Source organism: Geobacillus sp. TFV-3 (assembly GCF_009901865.1).
GTDB classification, from domain to species: Bacteria; Bacillota; Bacilli; order Bacillales; family Anoxybacillaceae; genus Geobacillus; species Geobacillus thermoleovorans_A.
The window spans coordinates 1,828,877-1,844,762 of sequence record NZ_MPSP01000001.1 but is presented as its reverse complement, the minus strand read 5'-3'; the positions used below and the strand labels follow the sequence as shown (position 1 = coordinate 1,844,762).

The following is a 15,886-nucleotide window of genomic DNA, read 5'->3' as shown; positions in this document are numbered from 1 at the left end:
TAATTGTTAATACAATAATCTTTTTTATTATTAAGGGAGGATATTATGAATAAAATTCTTTTACACCTAGAAGGGGTAGCTATCCTATTGTTAAGTCTTTATTTTTACTCTTATAATCAATTTAGTTGGCTTTTGTTTTTCGTTTTGTTATTAGCTCCAGATATATCAATGATAGGTTATTTATTCAATAATAAGGTTGGTGCAGTGCTTTATAATTTATTTCATACATATAGTTTACCAATTGGAGTTGTTATCTTAGGAGTATTGTTATCAAACGAAGTTGTTTTAGAGATAGGTTTAATATGGTCTGCCCATATCGGAATGGATAGGATGATTGGTTATGGATTAAAGTATCCAACACATTTTAAAGACACGCATTTAAATCGTGTTTAAATAAACTACTGTAGTTGAGTATTTTTTATAACAATAATTACCATTTAAAAAGAAACAAACAGGGTACCCCTTATGCCACGTGGAGCTGTTTTTTCACGGCATCAATGGGGGAATATTTTGTTTCGCTGCGCTGTAAATGAACCTCCACGAGGCTATGTCCTTTTCTCTTGCGCAGGAGATCGAGCCCATCAGAAAAATCGCTGTTCGACTCGAACATGCTGTACACGTAAGCAAGCTGCACCAAGATCCAGTAGCGTTTCACCGCCCGTGGCTCGCGAACACGGTACCCATCAAGCTTCAGCTGACCTTTTGCTTAACGAAAGAAACATTCGATTGACCAACGCTCGGCATAGTAGCGCAAGATGTCTTCGTCGCTTAACTCCCGATCGGTGCTCAAGACGCAATGAAGATGTTCAGGTGTCATCGGTTGATCGGCTTTCCAAGCGAGCAGCACGACGGCATTTATTGTTTAATTATACGGATCAAAAGTCTTTAAGGGTGATGCTATATGTGCTGGGAGTTTTGCTGTATTCCTTTCCTTAATGTAGAAGTGACATGGTTCCAATTAATACTCTAATTTGAAGTGGATCTGAATTAGTGAAGATGTGCAAAGCAAAAATGATGTGGGCTATTATTTTACCTGTGGCACTATATAGATGCAACGAAAAAGTTTAACATATCCTTGACGGAAAGTCGCTTCTCCATTTTTCGACTGTCGAAGGCAAGCCACAGCTTGCCTCCGTCACGCCAAGGCGTGACGGAAGACCGAACAACCACCCGCTTCACAGACCTATACATGGGTCTGGAAGCGCGTTGTTCGGTCGCCCGACAGTCGAGCAAATGCTCGGTAAAAGCGACAAATGTTAAAGCTTCAAATTGCATCTATATAGATAAAAACGGGGCGGGTATAAAATGTTATGCGGAAACAATTGTCGTATACGGCGGAATGTTTTATTCCGTGATCGGAAAGATGAATACGGCGATTTTTTTAAGATATGCATTTACCAGACTTGTCGAAATTTTCGACAAGTCTTTTTATTTTTATCTCACATTTCGCACCCCAGTAGTGCAGAAACAAAGGATTTTTTATTCATTTTTTTAAAATATTTTTTGAGCCAACACAACAAGCGATGGCAATCCTTTTTTTACCATCGCTCATCGTTCCTTATGAGATTAGACGTAAATGCTTTCGTCCATTCCCAACTCTTGCAGAATCCTTCGCTGCTCGTAGGTGAGCGGTTTCCCTAACGCGCGTTGGATTTGCCCATCCGGCAGCTCCAACAGGACGACTTTCACATACCAGAACAACTGAAAAATCGCCTGCCCGGTCGGACGGGTCAGCTTGCGGCCTCCTGCGCCCTTTAACGGGCACTCCGGCGTAATAAACTGACGCACCCGGCGCTGGAAGACGCGGTAAATGGCCAATGCGAGGAGAAACAAATAGCCCAACACCGCCACTCGTTCCGGTTTTTTCACGTAAATCTCGTCCGTAAAGAACGGATCTTTCAGGAAGGAGAAGTTCATTTCCACCGAGATCTGCCCTTTATACAGCTTCAAGATCTCTTTCGCGTCCATTCGTCGGTCCTTCCATTCCTCCGGCACCGTCGTGACGAGAACAAACCGGGACGCTTTCCGTCTCGCCTGTTCCCACGCGTCTTGGTCGAATTCCACGCTCAGGCGAAGGGTGTACAGCGTCTCCATTTCCGGTTCCGCCCCTTTTTTCGGCCGTCCGCGCCGTTTTTTCGGGCGCACGATCTCTTCGACGACGGCCTCCACTCGATGGAACCGGGGACGAAGGGATGCCTTGAGGGATGCCAAGGCTTGTTCGGCGTCTTCCCGGCACGAAAACGGGTGGCGCTCCCAACGGGCTTGTTCCTGCGCAAGAAGCTCCGCTTCTTGTGCTCGTTCTTTTTCGAGCGTCTTTCCTTTCCGTTGGTCGAGGGCACTCGATTCGACGACGACCAGCCGAACCGGATGTCCTTCATACGTCGATGTCGTTTCCCATACCCGATACGTGGCGCCGTTTTTCTCCGCCAGCGAAAATGGATCGCTCCACGTCGTGTCCCTGGCATCGGCTTGCGCCAGCACGGTTTTCACGATCCGGAGCGACGAAGGGCCTCTGGTGATCAAAAAGGCGTTCGCCGCTTTCGTTTGCGCCAGCGTGTCCTTCGTCATCGCGGCGGAATCCGCCACATAAATCCATTCGTCCTCGATCTTCGCTTGCTTCAGCTGCTCATGGACACGGGACAGCACCTCGGGATTCCACGTTTTGTCCGGCAGGTTGCCGTCGTGCACATCTCCATAAAAAGGAACGCCATCCTCGTTGCCGATCAGTCCGAAGCCGATCTGCTTTTGCCAATGGTGTTGCCGGTTGTAGCCATGGGCAATATGCAGGGTATCCGGCGAGGCCGATTCATACGTGCCGTAAACCGATACATCGGTCGTATCGGCATGGAACACCCGAAGGGGGATGCCTTCCTCCTTGTAGATCTGCACAAGGCAAGCCGAAATGACTTGATGGATGTTGGCATCATACAGGCGATCCAGATGGCGGGCGATGGCATCGTCATTGAACCAAGAAGGCTGGAGCCCCGGCCGGATCAGCTTGGGCAAATCGATTTCATGCGCCCATCGTTCCAAATGAACCAGCGCTTGACGGCCGCTCAAGATATCCAGGATGAGCAGCCAGACCACATCGCTGGCTCGGGTTTGGCATTGGGGATCCACCGGAACCAGCCGGTCAATCAGCTGGGGGAGGCCAAGATCCTTGAAGATGGCGCTTATTATATTCAAATAGGAACTTTCATAAATAGCACGAATTCGAACGTCCATGGTGTGGAAACTCCTTTGCATTCCTTGTGTACCAAGGACCTATTCGACATCGGGATGAAAAAATCCTCCCGATTTTCGTCGGGAGGGTGCGAAATGTGAGTTTTATGGAAGGAATTTTATTGAATTTGTCGAACATTCCCTATTTGTAAGTAAACGTCAAATAGCCCCCACCTTTTTGAAGGCCGGGGCTTGGGGTATTATTTAGTTAGCTGCTGAAAAGCAATACATGAAACAGGGAGTGTGGTTGACCAAGGAAGCAGTTGATCCAATGCGTTCTTGTCTGACAAATCCATATTGGGAAGCTTCTCAAAAAGATAGCGAAGGTAGTAATATGGATGTAATTGATTCGCTTTCGCTGTATCCACTATGCTGTAGATGATGGCACTTGCCCGTGCACCTTGTGGTGTATTGGCGAAAAGCCAATTTTTCCTCCCGATGACCACCGATTTGATCGAGCGTTCGCTACGATTATTATCGATCTCCAGTCGCCCATCCTCTAAAAAGGCCACTAATTTATCCCATTGGTTCAGACAATACGCAATGGCTTTTCCTAATGCGCTCTTTGGCAACACGTGCTGTTTTTGCTTTTGAAGCCATGACAAAAAAGCGTCTATGATGGGTTTGCTTTGCTTTAGACGTTCTTCCTACCGATCGTTAGGTCTAATTTTTTAATTTACGTTCCACCGCAAACAGTTGGTTACAGAAATTCAGACCTTCCGTTGCGGTCACTGGTGTCACGCTATGGGCAGGCATGGATTTTAGGGCGTCTGTAAATCCTCTACGCGCATGAGCCCAACAACCAACCAAGGTTACGTTTGGCACTTGATGGTATCCTGCGTATCCATCCACCTGCAAATAGCCTTGAAAACCGTTTAGGAAATTCTTCGGGTTTTCCCCAGCTCTCGTTTCCTGATACTCATAAAGGATGATAGGCGGACCTTCTATTCCTGTCTGATACTGCCATAAATAGGAGGTAGAAGTAGCCGGTCTTCCAGGTTCCTGAAGAACCTGAAGGGTGGTTTCATCGGCATGAATAATATCCAGCTCCAGAAGATGTTCGTGCATCCGATGATACAGCACACTCAGCCTGTTTTTTGCTTGCAAAAAACAGCGGAAGAAACGCTGTAGCCCCGCCCACCGCGCTGGGCCTTTTTCTTTTTTAAGCCTGACAATAACCCCATTGACAAAATCGCGTTTACTTTTCATTGAAGGTCGGTTGTAAGCGTTTTAAGATAAAGGTACAGTCAAGCAGAAAAGGAGGAACAGCTTTATGACGCATACAACCGGAAACGAAACAGGCTTCCGTGTAAAGATTCAACGGTTTGGCAGTTATTTGAGCGGCATGATTATGCCGAATATTGGGGCGTTTATCGCCTGGGGGCTGATTACCGCCCTGTTTATCCCGACGGGCTGGTGGCCGAACGAGACGTTTGCGAAGCTCGTCGGGCCGATGATTACGTATTTGTTGCCGTTGTTGATTGGCTATACGGGCGGCAAAATGATTTATGACGTCCGCGGCGGCGTCGTGGGGGCGACAGCGACGATGGGGGTCGTCGTCGGTTCAGACATCCCGATGTTTTTAGGCGCGATGATCATGGGGCCGCTTGGCGGTTATGTGATCAAAAAAGTGGATGGGTTGTTCCAAGGGAAAGTAAAGCAAGGATTTGAGATGCTCGTCAACAACTTCTCGGCCGGGATCGTCGGCGGCGTGTTGACGTTGCTCGCTTTTAAAGGAGTCGGCCCGGTCATTTCTGGGATCAGTAAAACATTGGCAGCCGGAGTCGAAAAAATTATCGACTGGCACTTGTTGCCGCTGGCGAACTTGTTTATTGAACCGGGGAAAGTGCTGTTTTTGAACAATGCGATCAACCATGGGATTTTAAGCCCGCTCGGCGTCGAGCAAGCGGCGAAAACCGGGAAATCGATTTTGTTCTTGCTGGAAACGAACCCTGGCCCAGGACTTGGCATTTTGCTGGCGTACTGGCTGTTTGGCAAAGGAATGGCGAAACAGTCGGCGCCGGGGGCGGTTATTATCCACTTCTTAGGTGGGATTCATGAAATTTACTTCCCGTACATTCTCATGCGCCCGATTTTGATTTTGGCGGCGATGGCCGGCGGGGTGAGCGGGGTGTTTACATTTACCGTGTTCCATGCCGGTCTGGTGGCGGTGCCGTCGCCGGGAAGCATTTTCGCCTTGCTGGCAATGACGCCAAAAGGGAATTACTTCGGCGTGTTGGCGGGTGTGTTCGTTGCGGCGGCTGTGTCATTCCTCGTCGCGTCCGTGTTCTTAAAATCGGCGAAACAAAACGAAGAGGAAGAAGATTTGACGAAAGCAACGGAAAAAATGGAACAGCTGAAAGGGAAAAAGAGCCAAGCAGCCGCGGCGTTGCAACAGAAAGAAGCCGCTTCGGCAGCTGCGGTTCAGCAAGTGGTTCCTGGCCGCGTGAAAAAAATTGTGTTCGCGTGCGATGCCGGAATGGGCTCAAGCGCGATGGGGGCGTCGATTTTGCGCAACAAAGTGCAAAAGGCCGGGCTCGATATCGAAGTGACGAACACGGCGATCAACCAGCTGCCGCCGGATGCCGACATCGTCGTCACTCATCAAAACCTAACCGACCGGGCAAAAGCAAAGTTGCCGAACGCGTACCATGTGTCGGTGGAAAACTTCTTAAACAGCCCGAAATATGATGAGTTGATCGAGCGATTGAAAAAGAATGAGTAAATGGACATGAGACGCGGGGGAATGGCGTTCCCCTGCGTTTTGCTTTGCGATTTCGTGTTTACCTCGACTGCTTGGGACACTTTCATCCGCTTCCATCTGTATGGATGGGCCCAACCGCTGTGAACTTCGTCAAACGGCGAAAGAGAAACATGTATGCAAAATTAAAAAATGTCAACAATAACAATGACGAAAACGAAACATTTATTCGTTGTCAAATCAAGAAAAAAGCTCTTACAATAAAATAGAAAAAGTCATAGCTTATTTCAAAAATGTCAACAATACCGCCTCTAGGATGGGAGGTGAACGGCGATGTACGTATCGGCAAGGGAGAGAAAGCTGCTTGAGCGGTTGTTGGCGGATGACCGAGACGTGACAGTCGGTGAGTTGGCCGAAGAGCTGAATGTCAGCGCCCGCACGGTTCACCGTGATTTGCAAAGACTCGAATCCGTCTTGCGCCGCTACGGGCTCGGGCTGGCGAAAAAAGCGGGGGTCGGCATTCGCCTCGTCGGGGCGGAAGAAAACAAGCAGGCGCTGGCCGCAGAGCTGCTTCGCCTTTCTCATCATGAATACACCCCCGAAGAGCGGCAGCTCATGATTTTAATTGCGCTGTTGGAAGCCACCGAGCCGGTGAAGCTCGTCTCATTGGCCCATGACTTGAACGTCACGGTCGCCACTGTCAGCTTGGATTTGGACAAATTGGAACAAACGGTAGAAGCGTACGGGCTTTCGCTCATCCGCAAGCGCGGATACGGTGTCGAGCTTGCCGGTTCGGAATCAGCAAAACGGCGCCTCATCAGCGATTTGTTGTTCCGTCATGTTAATGAACATGAGTTTTTAGCGCTGATGAAAGAGACGATCCAAAAGCGGGCGGACGATCCGATTGATACGATGGCGGAGAAGCTACTCGGGCTCGTTGATCGGAAAAAGCTCACTCTCATTGAAAAACAAATCGAGCAAGTGAAAGAAAAGCTCCCATTTACGATGGCCGACAGCTCGTACATCGCCTTTGTCGTTCACTTGGCTCTTGCCATCGAGCGCATCAAACGGGGAGAAGCGATTCACTTCGATCCACGGGATTTGCAGGCGCTTCAAGCGACAAAAGAGTACGAAATCGCTCGCGTGCTCGCCGAATCGTTAGAAAGGGCCTTTGGCATTGACATTCCAAACGAAGAAGTCGGCTATATGACGATGCACTTGATGGGAGCGAAATGGCGTAGCCGTCAAGGAGCAGTGATGGAAGAGCCGAGCTTGGTCGTCGGCATGAAAGCGCAACAGCTCATTCGCTTTGTCAGCCGCGAACTTGGCGTCGATTTGTCGGTTGACCGCACGCTATATGAAGACCTGGTCGTTCACTTAAAACCGGCACTGTACCGTCTTGAACATGGAATGGGGATCGCCAATCCGCTGCTCGATCAAATCAAACAAGACTATGCAGAGCTGTTTGTCATTGTCGCAGACGGGGCGCGGCAGCTGTTTGGCGACATTCCGGTGCCGGACGAGGAGATCGGCTATTTAGTGCTTCATTTTGCGGCTGCGCTTATGCGGGAGAAAAAAGGTTGGAAGGTGCTCGTCATTTGTTCGAGCGGGCTTGGGACGGCGAAAATGTTAGCGACGAGGCTGAAAAAAGAGATTCCGGACATTGTTTCGCTGGAACAAGCTTCCGTGTTTGAATGGAGAGGAAAAGATGTAAGCGGGTACGATCTCGTCATCTCGACCGTGCCGCTTCCGGAGGAGTATGGGCCGCATATCGTCGTCAGCCCGATGCTGACAGAGGAGGAAGCGCGGAAGATTCGCGAGTGTTTGGAGCGGAAATCAGCCGCTGAAAAACGGATGGAGAAAGAGCCGATGGCACGGCGAAACCGGCGGGCGCTCGACACAATGAAGGCGGTTCGGCGCATCAGCGAGACAATCATTCACATTTTGGACGGTTTTTCCCTCGAGGTGGTCAAGGTCCGTTCGGTTCATGAGTTGTTGGCCGATGCGTGCCGCCGCTTAGAGCGAAACGGCGTCATCGTCGATGCCAATGTCGTTTTTGAGGAATTGCAGCGGCGGGAGTCGCTTGGCGGGCTTGGCGTCCCTGGCACGACGCTGGCGCTTTACCACGCCCGAAGCTTTGCGGTCCTTCGACCGTCGCTGACGATGTATCGATTGGGTGAGCCGCAAACGGTATCCGGCATGGATGGGGAGCCGATGGACATCAACACGGTTGTGCTGCTTCTTGGACCGGCGGATGCGGACGAGGAGATGTTGGCTGTCTTAAGCCACATCAGCTCGCTGTTCGTCAAAGACGAGCAAACGCTCGCCATCTTGACGCACGGTGATGAAGAACAAGTGCATTTGCTTATCAGCGCTCATTTGGAACAATTTTTCGATGATTATTGGACATTGGCGAAGGAGTGAAACGAATGTTGACCGATTCGATTTTAAATAAAGCGAACATTGTGCTGAATGCACAAGTAAAAACGAAAGAAGAAGCGATCCGTCTTGCTGGAGAAGTGCTTGTGAAGCAAGGATATGTCGCCCCGTCGTATATTGATGCAATGCTTGAGCGGGAAGAATTGACCACGACTTACATCGGCAACCACGTCGCCATTCCGCACGGGACGGAAGCAGCCAAGTCCCTAGTGAAACAATCGGGCATTTCGATTGTACAAATCCCAGATGGGGTCGATTTTGGCAACGGCAACATCGCCACGATCGTGATTGGCATTGCCGGCAAAGATGGCGAACATTTGGACATTCTTTCGAAACTGGCGCTCGTTTGCGCGGAAGCGGACAATGTGGAAGCGATGGCGCACGCGAAAACGGAAGAGGACATTCTCGCGCTACTTGACGAGGTGAACGGCTAATGCGGGCCGTCCATTTTGGCGCCGGCAACATCGGCCGCGGGTTTATCGGCAGCTTGCTCGCGGCATCCGGCTATGACGTCGTGTTTGTCGATGTCAATGAACAAATCGTCCGCCTGCTGAAAGAGCGGGGAGAATACCGCGTGATTGTCGCTGGTGAACATCGGGAAGAACAATGGGTGCGCGGCGTTTCTGCGTTAAACAGCCAAACGGAGCGGGAACAGGTTGTCGCGGCGATTGCGGATGCCGATTTGGTGACGACCGCGGTCGGCCCGCACATTTTGCCGGCCATCGCCCCAGTCATTGCCGCCGGGCTTGAGCAACGGTTTGTCGTTCAAGAAAAGCCGCTTCACGTCATCGCGTGCGAAAATATGATTGGCGGCACGGAGACGTTGAAGCAGCACGTATTTGCCCATCTTTCCGAAGCAGAACAACAGCTGGCGGGCGAATCGGTTGGCTTCCTTAACTGCGCAGTCGACCGCATTGTGCCGAACCAAATGAACGATGATCCGCTGGCGGTGACCGTCGAGCCGTTTTTCGAATGGGCGATTGAAACGCGAAACGTCATCGGCGCTGTTCCGCCGATTCAAGGAGCCCAATTCGTTGCCGATTTAGGCCCGTATATCGAGCGCAAATTATTTACCGTCAACACCGGCCATGCCCTGGCTGCTTACTTAGGATATCAGAAACAATACAGCACCGTTCAAGAAGCGATGAAAGATGCCGGGATTCGGGCGGATGTCGAACAAGCGCTCAGCGAATCCGGAGCGGTGTTGGTGAACAAACACGGCTGGGACGCAAAAGAGCACCGCGCGTATATCGACACGACGATCGGACGTTTCATGAATCCGGCGCTGTCTGATGACATCATCCGCGTCGCCCGCTCGCCGATCCGCAAGCTCGGGCCGAACGACCGCCTCGTTGCCCCAGCTGTGCAATATTGCACGCTGTTTAGGAGCGTCCCTGCAGGTCTCCCCAAAGGAATTGCGGCGCTGCTCCGGTTCGACCATCCCGAAGACAGCGAAGCCGCCGCTCTCCAACAAACGATCGCACAACACGGAATCGAAGGCGCGCTTCGGCAATACGCGGGGCTTGAGCGTGACCATCCGCTCGTGGCGGTGGTGAGAGAGGAATATGAGAGGATGGAAAAGTAGAAATCGACGCTTCTTTGTTTATCGCTAGTCTTGAAGACTGGCGGCTTTTTTTTTGAGCTGTGAGCTTTCAGTTTCTTGCTCGGCGCCCTGACCATGCCAAGACTTTTTTGCAGAGAACGCGTTCGTGAACAAAATGCACAAAATTCATTTTATTTTCGAAAACTTCACGTTGATTTTGGATCGTGATAAGGTTGTTTTTGAAAACGGTATCAAAAACAAGGGGGCAAGGGAGAATGAAGAAAACAAGATGGTGGGGATTGCTCGCTGCCGGGATGATGACACTGGCATTGGCAGCCTGTGGTGGCAATGAATCGGCAGGATCGAAATCGTCCGGTTCGAACTCTGGTTCATCGGCCTCAAACTATCCGACGAAGCCGATCACCATTGTCGCTCCATCCGGGGCGGGAGGAGGATGGGATTTAACGGCCCGCGCGATCACGAAAGTGTTGGATGAGACAGGGCTCGTCAAACAAACGATGACGGTCGAAAACAAACCAGGCGGCGGCGGGGCGGTCTTTATGGCCGAATACGCCACCCAAGATGTCAAAAACGATTACAAACTGTTTGTCAATTCGCCGCCGATTATCATCAACAACCTGAAAAAGGAAGGAAACAGCCCGTTTGGCTACAAAGATACGACACCGCTCGCCCAGCTGACGAAAGATTTTGGCGCGATTGTCGTCAAAGCGGATTCGAAGTTTCAAACGTTGACTGACCTGCTGAACGCCATTAAACAAGATCCGAAATCAGTCACGGTAGCAGGGGGGTCGGCGCCAGGTTCGATGGACCACTTAGTGGCCATTTTGCCAATTTACAAATCAGGCATCGATCCGAAATCGGTGAAATACGTTTCGTATGATGGCGGCGGGGAAGCGATGGCTGCGCTGCTTGGCGGCAATGCGGATGTGATCGCGACGGACGCATCGTCGGTTGGGGAGTATTTGAAAGCCGGCAAAGTGCGGGTGCTGGCGGTTTCAGCTCCAGAACGCCTTGGCGGAGTGCTGAAAGACGTGCCGACGATGAAAGAGCTTGGCATTGATGCCGAGTTTACGATTTGGCGCGGGGTCTTTGGACCGAAGCAAATGTCTCCGGAAGCGAAAACGTTTTGGGAAGAGACATTGAAAAAATTGTCTGAGCACGAAAAATGGAAAGAAGAGCTGCAAAAGCAAGGCTGGGAAGCAGAATATCGCAATTCGGAAGAGTTTATGAAATTTTTGCAAGAACAGGAGCAACAAATCGGCGACCTTTTGAAGTCGCTCGGTATGCATAAGTAAGATCAAGGGGGAAGATCATTCTTCCCCTTTTTCGTAAAGAACAGGAGGTAAAGTGATGAACAAAACGGCTGACCGGATCGCGGCGGCGGCATTTCTGGCCGTCGGGGCGCTGTTTATGGTTGAAAGCTTGCGCCTATCGAAAAGCGCTTACGGCAGCGCTGTCGGGCCGAACGTGTTTCCGTTTTTGCTTGGACTTGTGTTGGTTTTATTAAGCATCAAACTGTTGTTTGAAACGAGAAGTTATTCGGATGCGGCAGGCGAGAAGCCGCCGCGGCAATATAAAAAATTTCTCATCATTTTCATCGCCGCTGTTTTCTATGCGGCGTTGCTCGAAACGGTTGGATATGTGATCACGACGTTTCTGTTTCTTGTTATCGGCTTTCAAACGATGGAAAAAGGGGCGTTATGGAAGTCAATCGCCATTGCGGCTGGCTTTTCGCTAGGCGTATACGGCCTTTATGTGAAGTTGTTGCAAGGAACGTTGCCGAGCTGGCCGATTTGGTTCCAGTGAAAGGAGGGGCATCATGGAAACACTATCGTTTTTGTTGGATGGGTTTCAGACGGCGCTTCAGCCGCATAACTTGCTGTTTGCCTTTATCGGGGTGCTGATTGGCACGGCGGTTGGCGTGCTTCCTGGAATCGGCCCGATGAGCGGGGTGGCGCTGCTCATTCCGGTGACGGCGTCGATGACATCAGGCTTGAGTCCCGAGCAGGCGGCGGCGAGCTCGATCATCTTGCTGGCGGGCGTGTATTACGGGGCGATGTACGGCGGGTCGACGACCTCGATTTTGCTAAATACACCCGGGGAATCGTCGTCTGTTGTCACGACGCTGGACGGCTATCAAATGGCTCGGCAAGGAAGGGCCGGAGCGGCGCTCGCCATTGCGGCGATCGGTTCGTTTGTCGCTGGGATTGTTTCGCTCATCGGTCTCGTATTATTGGCTGAGCCGCTATCCAATGTCGCGTTGAAGTTCGGCCCGGCGGAGTATTTTTCGCTCATGCTGCTTGGGCTGGCCGCGGTGAGCGGCCTCGCTGGCAAATCGATGACCAAAGCGTGGATTATGACCGTCTTTGGACTGCTTCTTTCAACGATCGGGCTCGACAACGTCTCTGGTGTCGCACGCTTCACGTACAATATTTCCTATTTGTATGGAGGGCTTGAGTTTTTAACAGTAGCGGTCGGATTGTTTGCGTTGGGGGAAGTATTCAAGTCCATTCTCCATAATGAGATGAACGAAGGAGAAATTGCCAAAATCGGTCGCGTTTTGCCGACGAAGGAAGATTTGAAAGAAAGTGTGGGACCGATTGCCCGTGGGTCGCTGCTCGGATTTTTCATCGGGGTGCTGCCGGGAGCCGGGGCGACGTTGGCATCGTTTTTCTCCTATATTCTTGAAAAGAAAGTGAGCAAACATCCGGAAAAGTTTGGGCAAGGGACGATCGCCGGCGTCGCGGCGCCGGAGTCAGCGAACAACGGAGCGTCCGGGGGAGCGATGATTCCGCTTTTGACGCTAGGCATTCCGGGGTCGGGAACAACGGCTATTTTGATGGGCGCGCTCATTATGTACAACGTCCAGCCGGGTCCACTGTTGTTCGATGAGCATCCGGCTGTCGCCTGGGGATTGATTGCGAGCATGTTTATCGGCAATGTGATGTTGTTGATTCTTAACATGCCGCTCGTGAAACTATTTGCGAAAATCATCCAAACGCCGACGAAATATTTGCTGCCGCTCATTATTGCCATTTCTGTGTTTGGTGTGTATGCGGTGCAAGTGACGACGTTTGATGTGTTCCTGTTGTTGGCGTTCGGGTTGCTCGGCTATTGGCTGGCGGAACACGACTATCCGCTCGCGCCGCTTGTGTTGGGGCTTGTGTTGGGACCGATGATTGAAAACAATATGCGCCGGGCGTTGACGGCATCAAACGGGGATTATCTCGTCTTTTTTGAAAAACCGATTTCGCTCGTTCTATTGATGATCGCCTTGTTATGGATTGCCGTGCCGTTTGTCATGAAATTAAGAGGAAAAACGGTCATCATTAATGAAGATATATAATAACAGAAGAAAGGCGTTCTGCCTAACAGGCGGATTGTCTTTCTTTATTTTCTGCTTGGGGAGCGAGCCCTATGAAGCTTCAGACACGGTTAATGGTCATTATTTGTTCATTGCTGTTATTTGTGATCGTTTTTCTTACCTTCTTATTTCAACATATGTTCGCTGAGACGCTCAAACAACAAATCGGCATGCGGGCATTGAATGTGGCGGAAACCGTTGCGTCCACCCCGCTTGTGCGCGAAGCGTTCCGCGACCCGAATCCGTCAGGGCGGCTGCAGCCGTTTGCCGAGCACATTCGCCAAAAGACAGGGGCGGAATACGTTGTCATTGGCAACCGCCAAGGAATCCGCTATGCCCACCCGCTTCCTGACCGGATCGGCAAACCGATGGTCGGGGGCGACAACGGCGAGGTGATAAAAGGCAAGGCGATTATTTCGGAGGCGGTCGGTTCGCTTGGCCCGGCGATCCGGGGAAAAGCGCCGATTTTTGACGAGAACGGAAACGTTATTGGCATCGTTTCCGTTGGGTTTTTGTTGGAAGATATCGAGCATATCGTTTGGACGTACCGTCTGAAAATTTTCTTTTTTTCTGTTCTCGCTCTTCTGTTTGGAGCGGTAGGAGCGGTCGTGATTGCCAAAAAGGTAAAACAATCGATTCACGGTCTTGAACCAGAAGAAATTGGTGTGTTGTATCAAGAAAAGCAAGCCATTTTAGAAGCCATTCGTGAAGGAATTGTGGCGATCAGTCACGAAGGGACGATTACGATGGTCAACCAGGCGGCGCTCAAGTTGCTTGGCTATGAGCATGAGTGCGACGTATTAGGGGCACCGATTTTGCAACTGATTCCTCATTCCCGCTTGCCTGAAGTGATCCGAACCGGGCGGGCGGAATACGATGATGAGATGGTGTTGGGAGGAGAGACCGTCATTGCGAACCGGATTCCGATCAAAGACAAGCAAGGGCGCGTGATCGGAGCGGTATCGACGTTTCGCAATAAGTCGGATCTGTATCGCCTCACGAAAGAGCTGTCTCAGCTTCGAAGCTATGCCGACGCGCTGCGCGCGCAAACGCACGAATTTTCGAATAAGCTGTATTTGATTTCCGGGTTAATTCAGCTTGAAGCGTACGAGGAGGCGCTTGAAGTCATCACCAAAGAGACCGACCTGCAGCAAAACATCGTCCGGTTTGTCATGAAAGAAATTCCCGATCCCGTGATTGGCGGGCTGTTGATCGGCAAATTCAATCGCGCGAACGAGCTAAAAATTGCGTTTGAAATCGACCGGGAAAGCAGTTTTCGCGATGTGCCGCCATGGATCGACCGCGACCATTTGGTAACAATTATCGGAAATTTATTAGATAACGCCATGGAAGCAGTCCTCCATAACGGAAAGGAAGAGAAGCGAGTGGCCGTTTTTTTGACCGACCTCGGCAATGATTTGATTATTGAGGTTGAAGATAACGGATTAGGCGTCGATCCAGCTGTGGCGGAACGGATATACGACCGCGGCTTTTCCACCAAAACCAACGGCGTCCGTGGGTATGGGCTTGATCTTGTCAAGAAGGCGCTGGCGATGCTTGACGGGTAAATCACATACCAGTCGGAACAAGGAAAGGGCACGGCGTTTACCGTCATTGTTCCGAAGCGGCTGGATCGTGCCAACCTGTTCCGAAAGGAAGAATTTTCTACAAAAGACCGCTACACCTTCATGCATCAATATTTTTGGGAGGGAGGGGAGCAGAAGGGGTGATTCGTGTACTTATTATTGAAGACGACCGCCGCATTGCGGAAATCAACAGGCGCTTTGTTGAGAAAGTGAACGGTTATGAAGTGGTCGGCATTGCTACGAACGCCGAAGAGGCAAGGGAATTGACGGAAGTGTTGCAACCCGACGTGTTGCTGCTTGATGTCTATTTTCCAGATATGAACGGCCTTTCTTTTTTAAAATGGGTTCGGGAACGCTTTTCCAACATCGATATCATTATGATCACAGCGGCACGGGAAGTGGATGCGCTTAGGCAAGCGTTGCACAGAGGGGTGTTTGATTATATTATCAAACCGATTATGTTTGACCGTTTTGTGGAAACGTTAAACCGATACAAAGAGTATTATGACAAAATGCAGCAATGGGTAAAAGAGAAAGAGTGGATTGACCAAGAGGACGTTGATGAATTGATAGGAAGAGAATTAACGGTTAGGGACCAGCCGGTGTTGCCAAAGGGAATCCATCCGTTGACGCTTGAAAAAGTGTTGGCCGTTGTCAAACAGTGCCCAGAAGGCATCACCGCCGAAGAAGTCGGGAGGCAAATCGGTACGAGCCGGACAACGGCCCGCCGCTACTTGGAGTATCTCGTCTCGATCGGCCAAGTGACGGCCGATATTGCTTATGGATCCGTTGGCCGTCCGGAACGGATTTATCGGAGAAAAGGGTAAAAGGGCAAGAAGTCTGAACAACGTTATACAAGGCACATCGAGCCGCCATATGCACAAAGAAAGCGAGGGGAAACGCCTTGGCCATTTTTAGTAACATTTTGTTGCAAGTGATGGTTCCCATGTTGTTGATTGTCGGCTTTGGGGCATGGCTTCACCGCTTATTTCATTTTGATATGAATACGT

Annotated in this window: 10 protein-coding genes and 3 pseudogenes; 10 read left to right on the top strand and 3 right to left on the bottom strand. The window is 50.6% G+C overall.

The window, feature by feature from the left end; genetic code table 11:
• Positions 1–45 precede the first annotated feature (45 nt).
• Positions 46–393, top strand: a complete 348-nt coding sequence (locus BJQ97_RS09385) for a DUF4260 domain-containing protein (protein WP_012574240.1) — start codon at positions 46–48, stop codon at positions 391–393.
• Positions 394–463: 70 nt separating this feature from the next.
• Here the strand turns inward: BJQ97_RS09385 and BJQ97_RS09380 are convergent.
• From BJQ97_RS09380 to tnpC, 3 genes and pseudogenes are all read right to left on the bottom strand, one after another.
• Positions 464–856 (bottom strand): annotated as a pseudogene (locus BJQ97_RS09380) (transposase); the annotation flags it as partial.
• Positions 857–1,566: 710 nt separating this feature from the next.
• Positions 1,567–3,225 (bottom strand): IS1634 family transposase, encoded by a 1,659-nt coding sequence (locus BJQ97_RS09375; RefSeq protein ID WP_160155196.1) that lies wholly within the window; start codon positions 3,223–3,225, stop codon positions 1,567–1,569.
• A 197-nt stretch (positions 3,226–3,422) separates the two neighbouring features.
• Positions 3,423–4,311 (bottom strand): annotated as a pseudogene (tnpC, locus tag BJQ97_RS09370) (IS66 family transposase); the annotation flags it as partial.
• Positions 4,312–4,495: 184 nt separating this feature from the next.
• On the opposite strand from tnpC, the gene BJQ97_RS09365 reads away from it, so the two are divergent.
• From BJQ97_RS09365 to BJQ97_RS09325, 9 genes and pseudogenes are all read left to right on the top strand, one after another.
• Entirely contained in the window at positions 4,496–5,947 is a 1,452-nt protein-coding gene (locus BJQ97_RS09365) for a PTS mannitol transporter subunit IIBC (RefSeq protein WP_160156371.1), read from the top strand.
• A 309-nt stretch (positions 5,948–6,256) separates the two neighbouring features.
• Entirely contained in the window at positions 6,257–8,347 is a 2,091-nt protein-coding gene (locus BJQ97_RS09360; RefSeq protein ID WP_160156370.1) for a BglG family transcription antiterminator, read from the top strand.
• 5 nt (positions 8,348–8,352) lie between these two features.
• Positions 8,353–8,796: a PTS mannitol transporter subunit IIA gene (locus tag BJQ97_RS09355; RefSeq protein ID WP_160156369.1), complete on the top strand. Its 444-nt coding sequence runs from the start codon at positions 8,353–8,355 to the stop codon at positions 8,794–8,796.
• Positions 8,796–9,947 (top strand): mannitol-1-phosphate 5-dehydrogenase, encoded by a 1,152-nt coding sequence (locus BJQ97_RS09350; RefSeq protein ID WP_160156368.1) that lies wholly within the window; start codon positions 8,796–8,798, stop codon positions 9,945–9,947. The genes BJQ97_RS09355 and BJQ97_RS09350 overlap by 1 nt, the downstream gene beginning before the upstream one ends.
• 233 nt (positions 9,948–10,180) lie before the next feature.
• Positions 10,181–11,221: a Bug family tripartite tricarboxylate transporter substrate binding protein gene (locus BJQ97_RS09345; protein ID WP_066233744.1), complete on the top strand. Its 1,041-nt coding sequence runs from the start codon at positions 10,181–10,183 to the stop codon at positions 11,219–11,221.
• Between the two features lie 55 nt (positions 11,222–11,276).
• Positions 11,277–11,732: a tripartite tricarboxylate transporter TctB family protein gene (locus BJQ97_RS09340; RefSeq protein ID WP_066233748.1), complete on the top strand. Its 456-nt coding sequence runs from the start codon at positions 11,277–11,279 to the stop codon at positions 11,730–11,732.
• A 13-nt stretch (positions 11,733–11,745) separates the two neighbouring features.
• Positions 11,746–13,272 carry a tripartite tricarboxylate transporter permease gene (locus BJQ97_RS09335; protein ID WP_160156367.1) on the top strand — a complete coding sequence of 509 codons (1,527 nt, stop codon included), beginning with the start codon at positions 11,746–11,748 and terminating at the stop codon, positions 13,270–13,272.
• A gap of 71 nt (positions 13,273–13,343) precedes the next feature.
• Positions 13,344–15,020, top strand: a pseudogene (locus BJQ97_RS09330) (ATP-binding protein).
• Positions 15,017–15,703, top strand: a complete 687-nt coding sequence (locus BJQ97_RS09325; protein ID WP_160156365.1) for a response regulator — start codon at positions 15,017–15,019, stop codon at positions 15,701–15,703. Before BJQ97_RS09330 ends, BJQ97_RS09325 begins: the two are co-directional and overlap by 4 nt.
• The last annotated feature ends 183 nt before the right edge of the window (positions 15,704–15,886 follow it).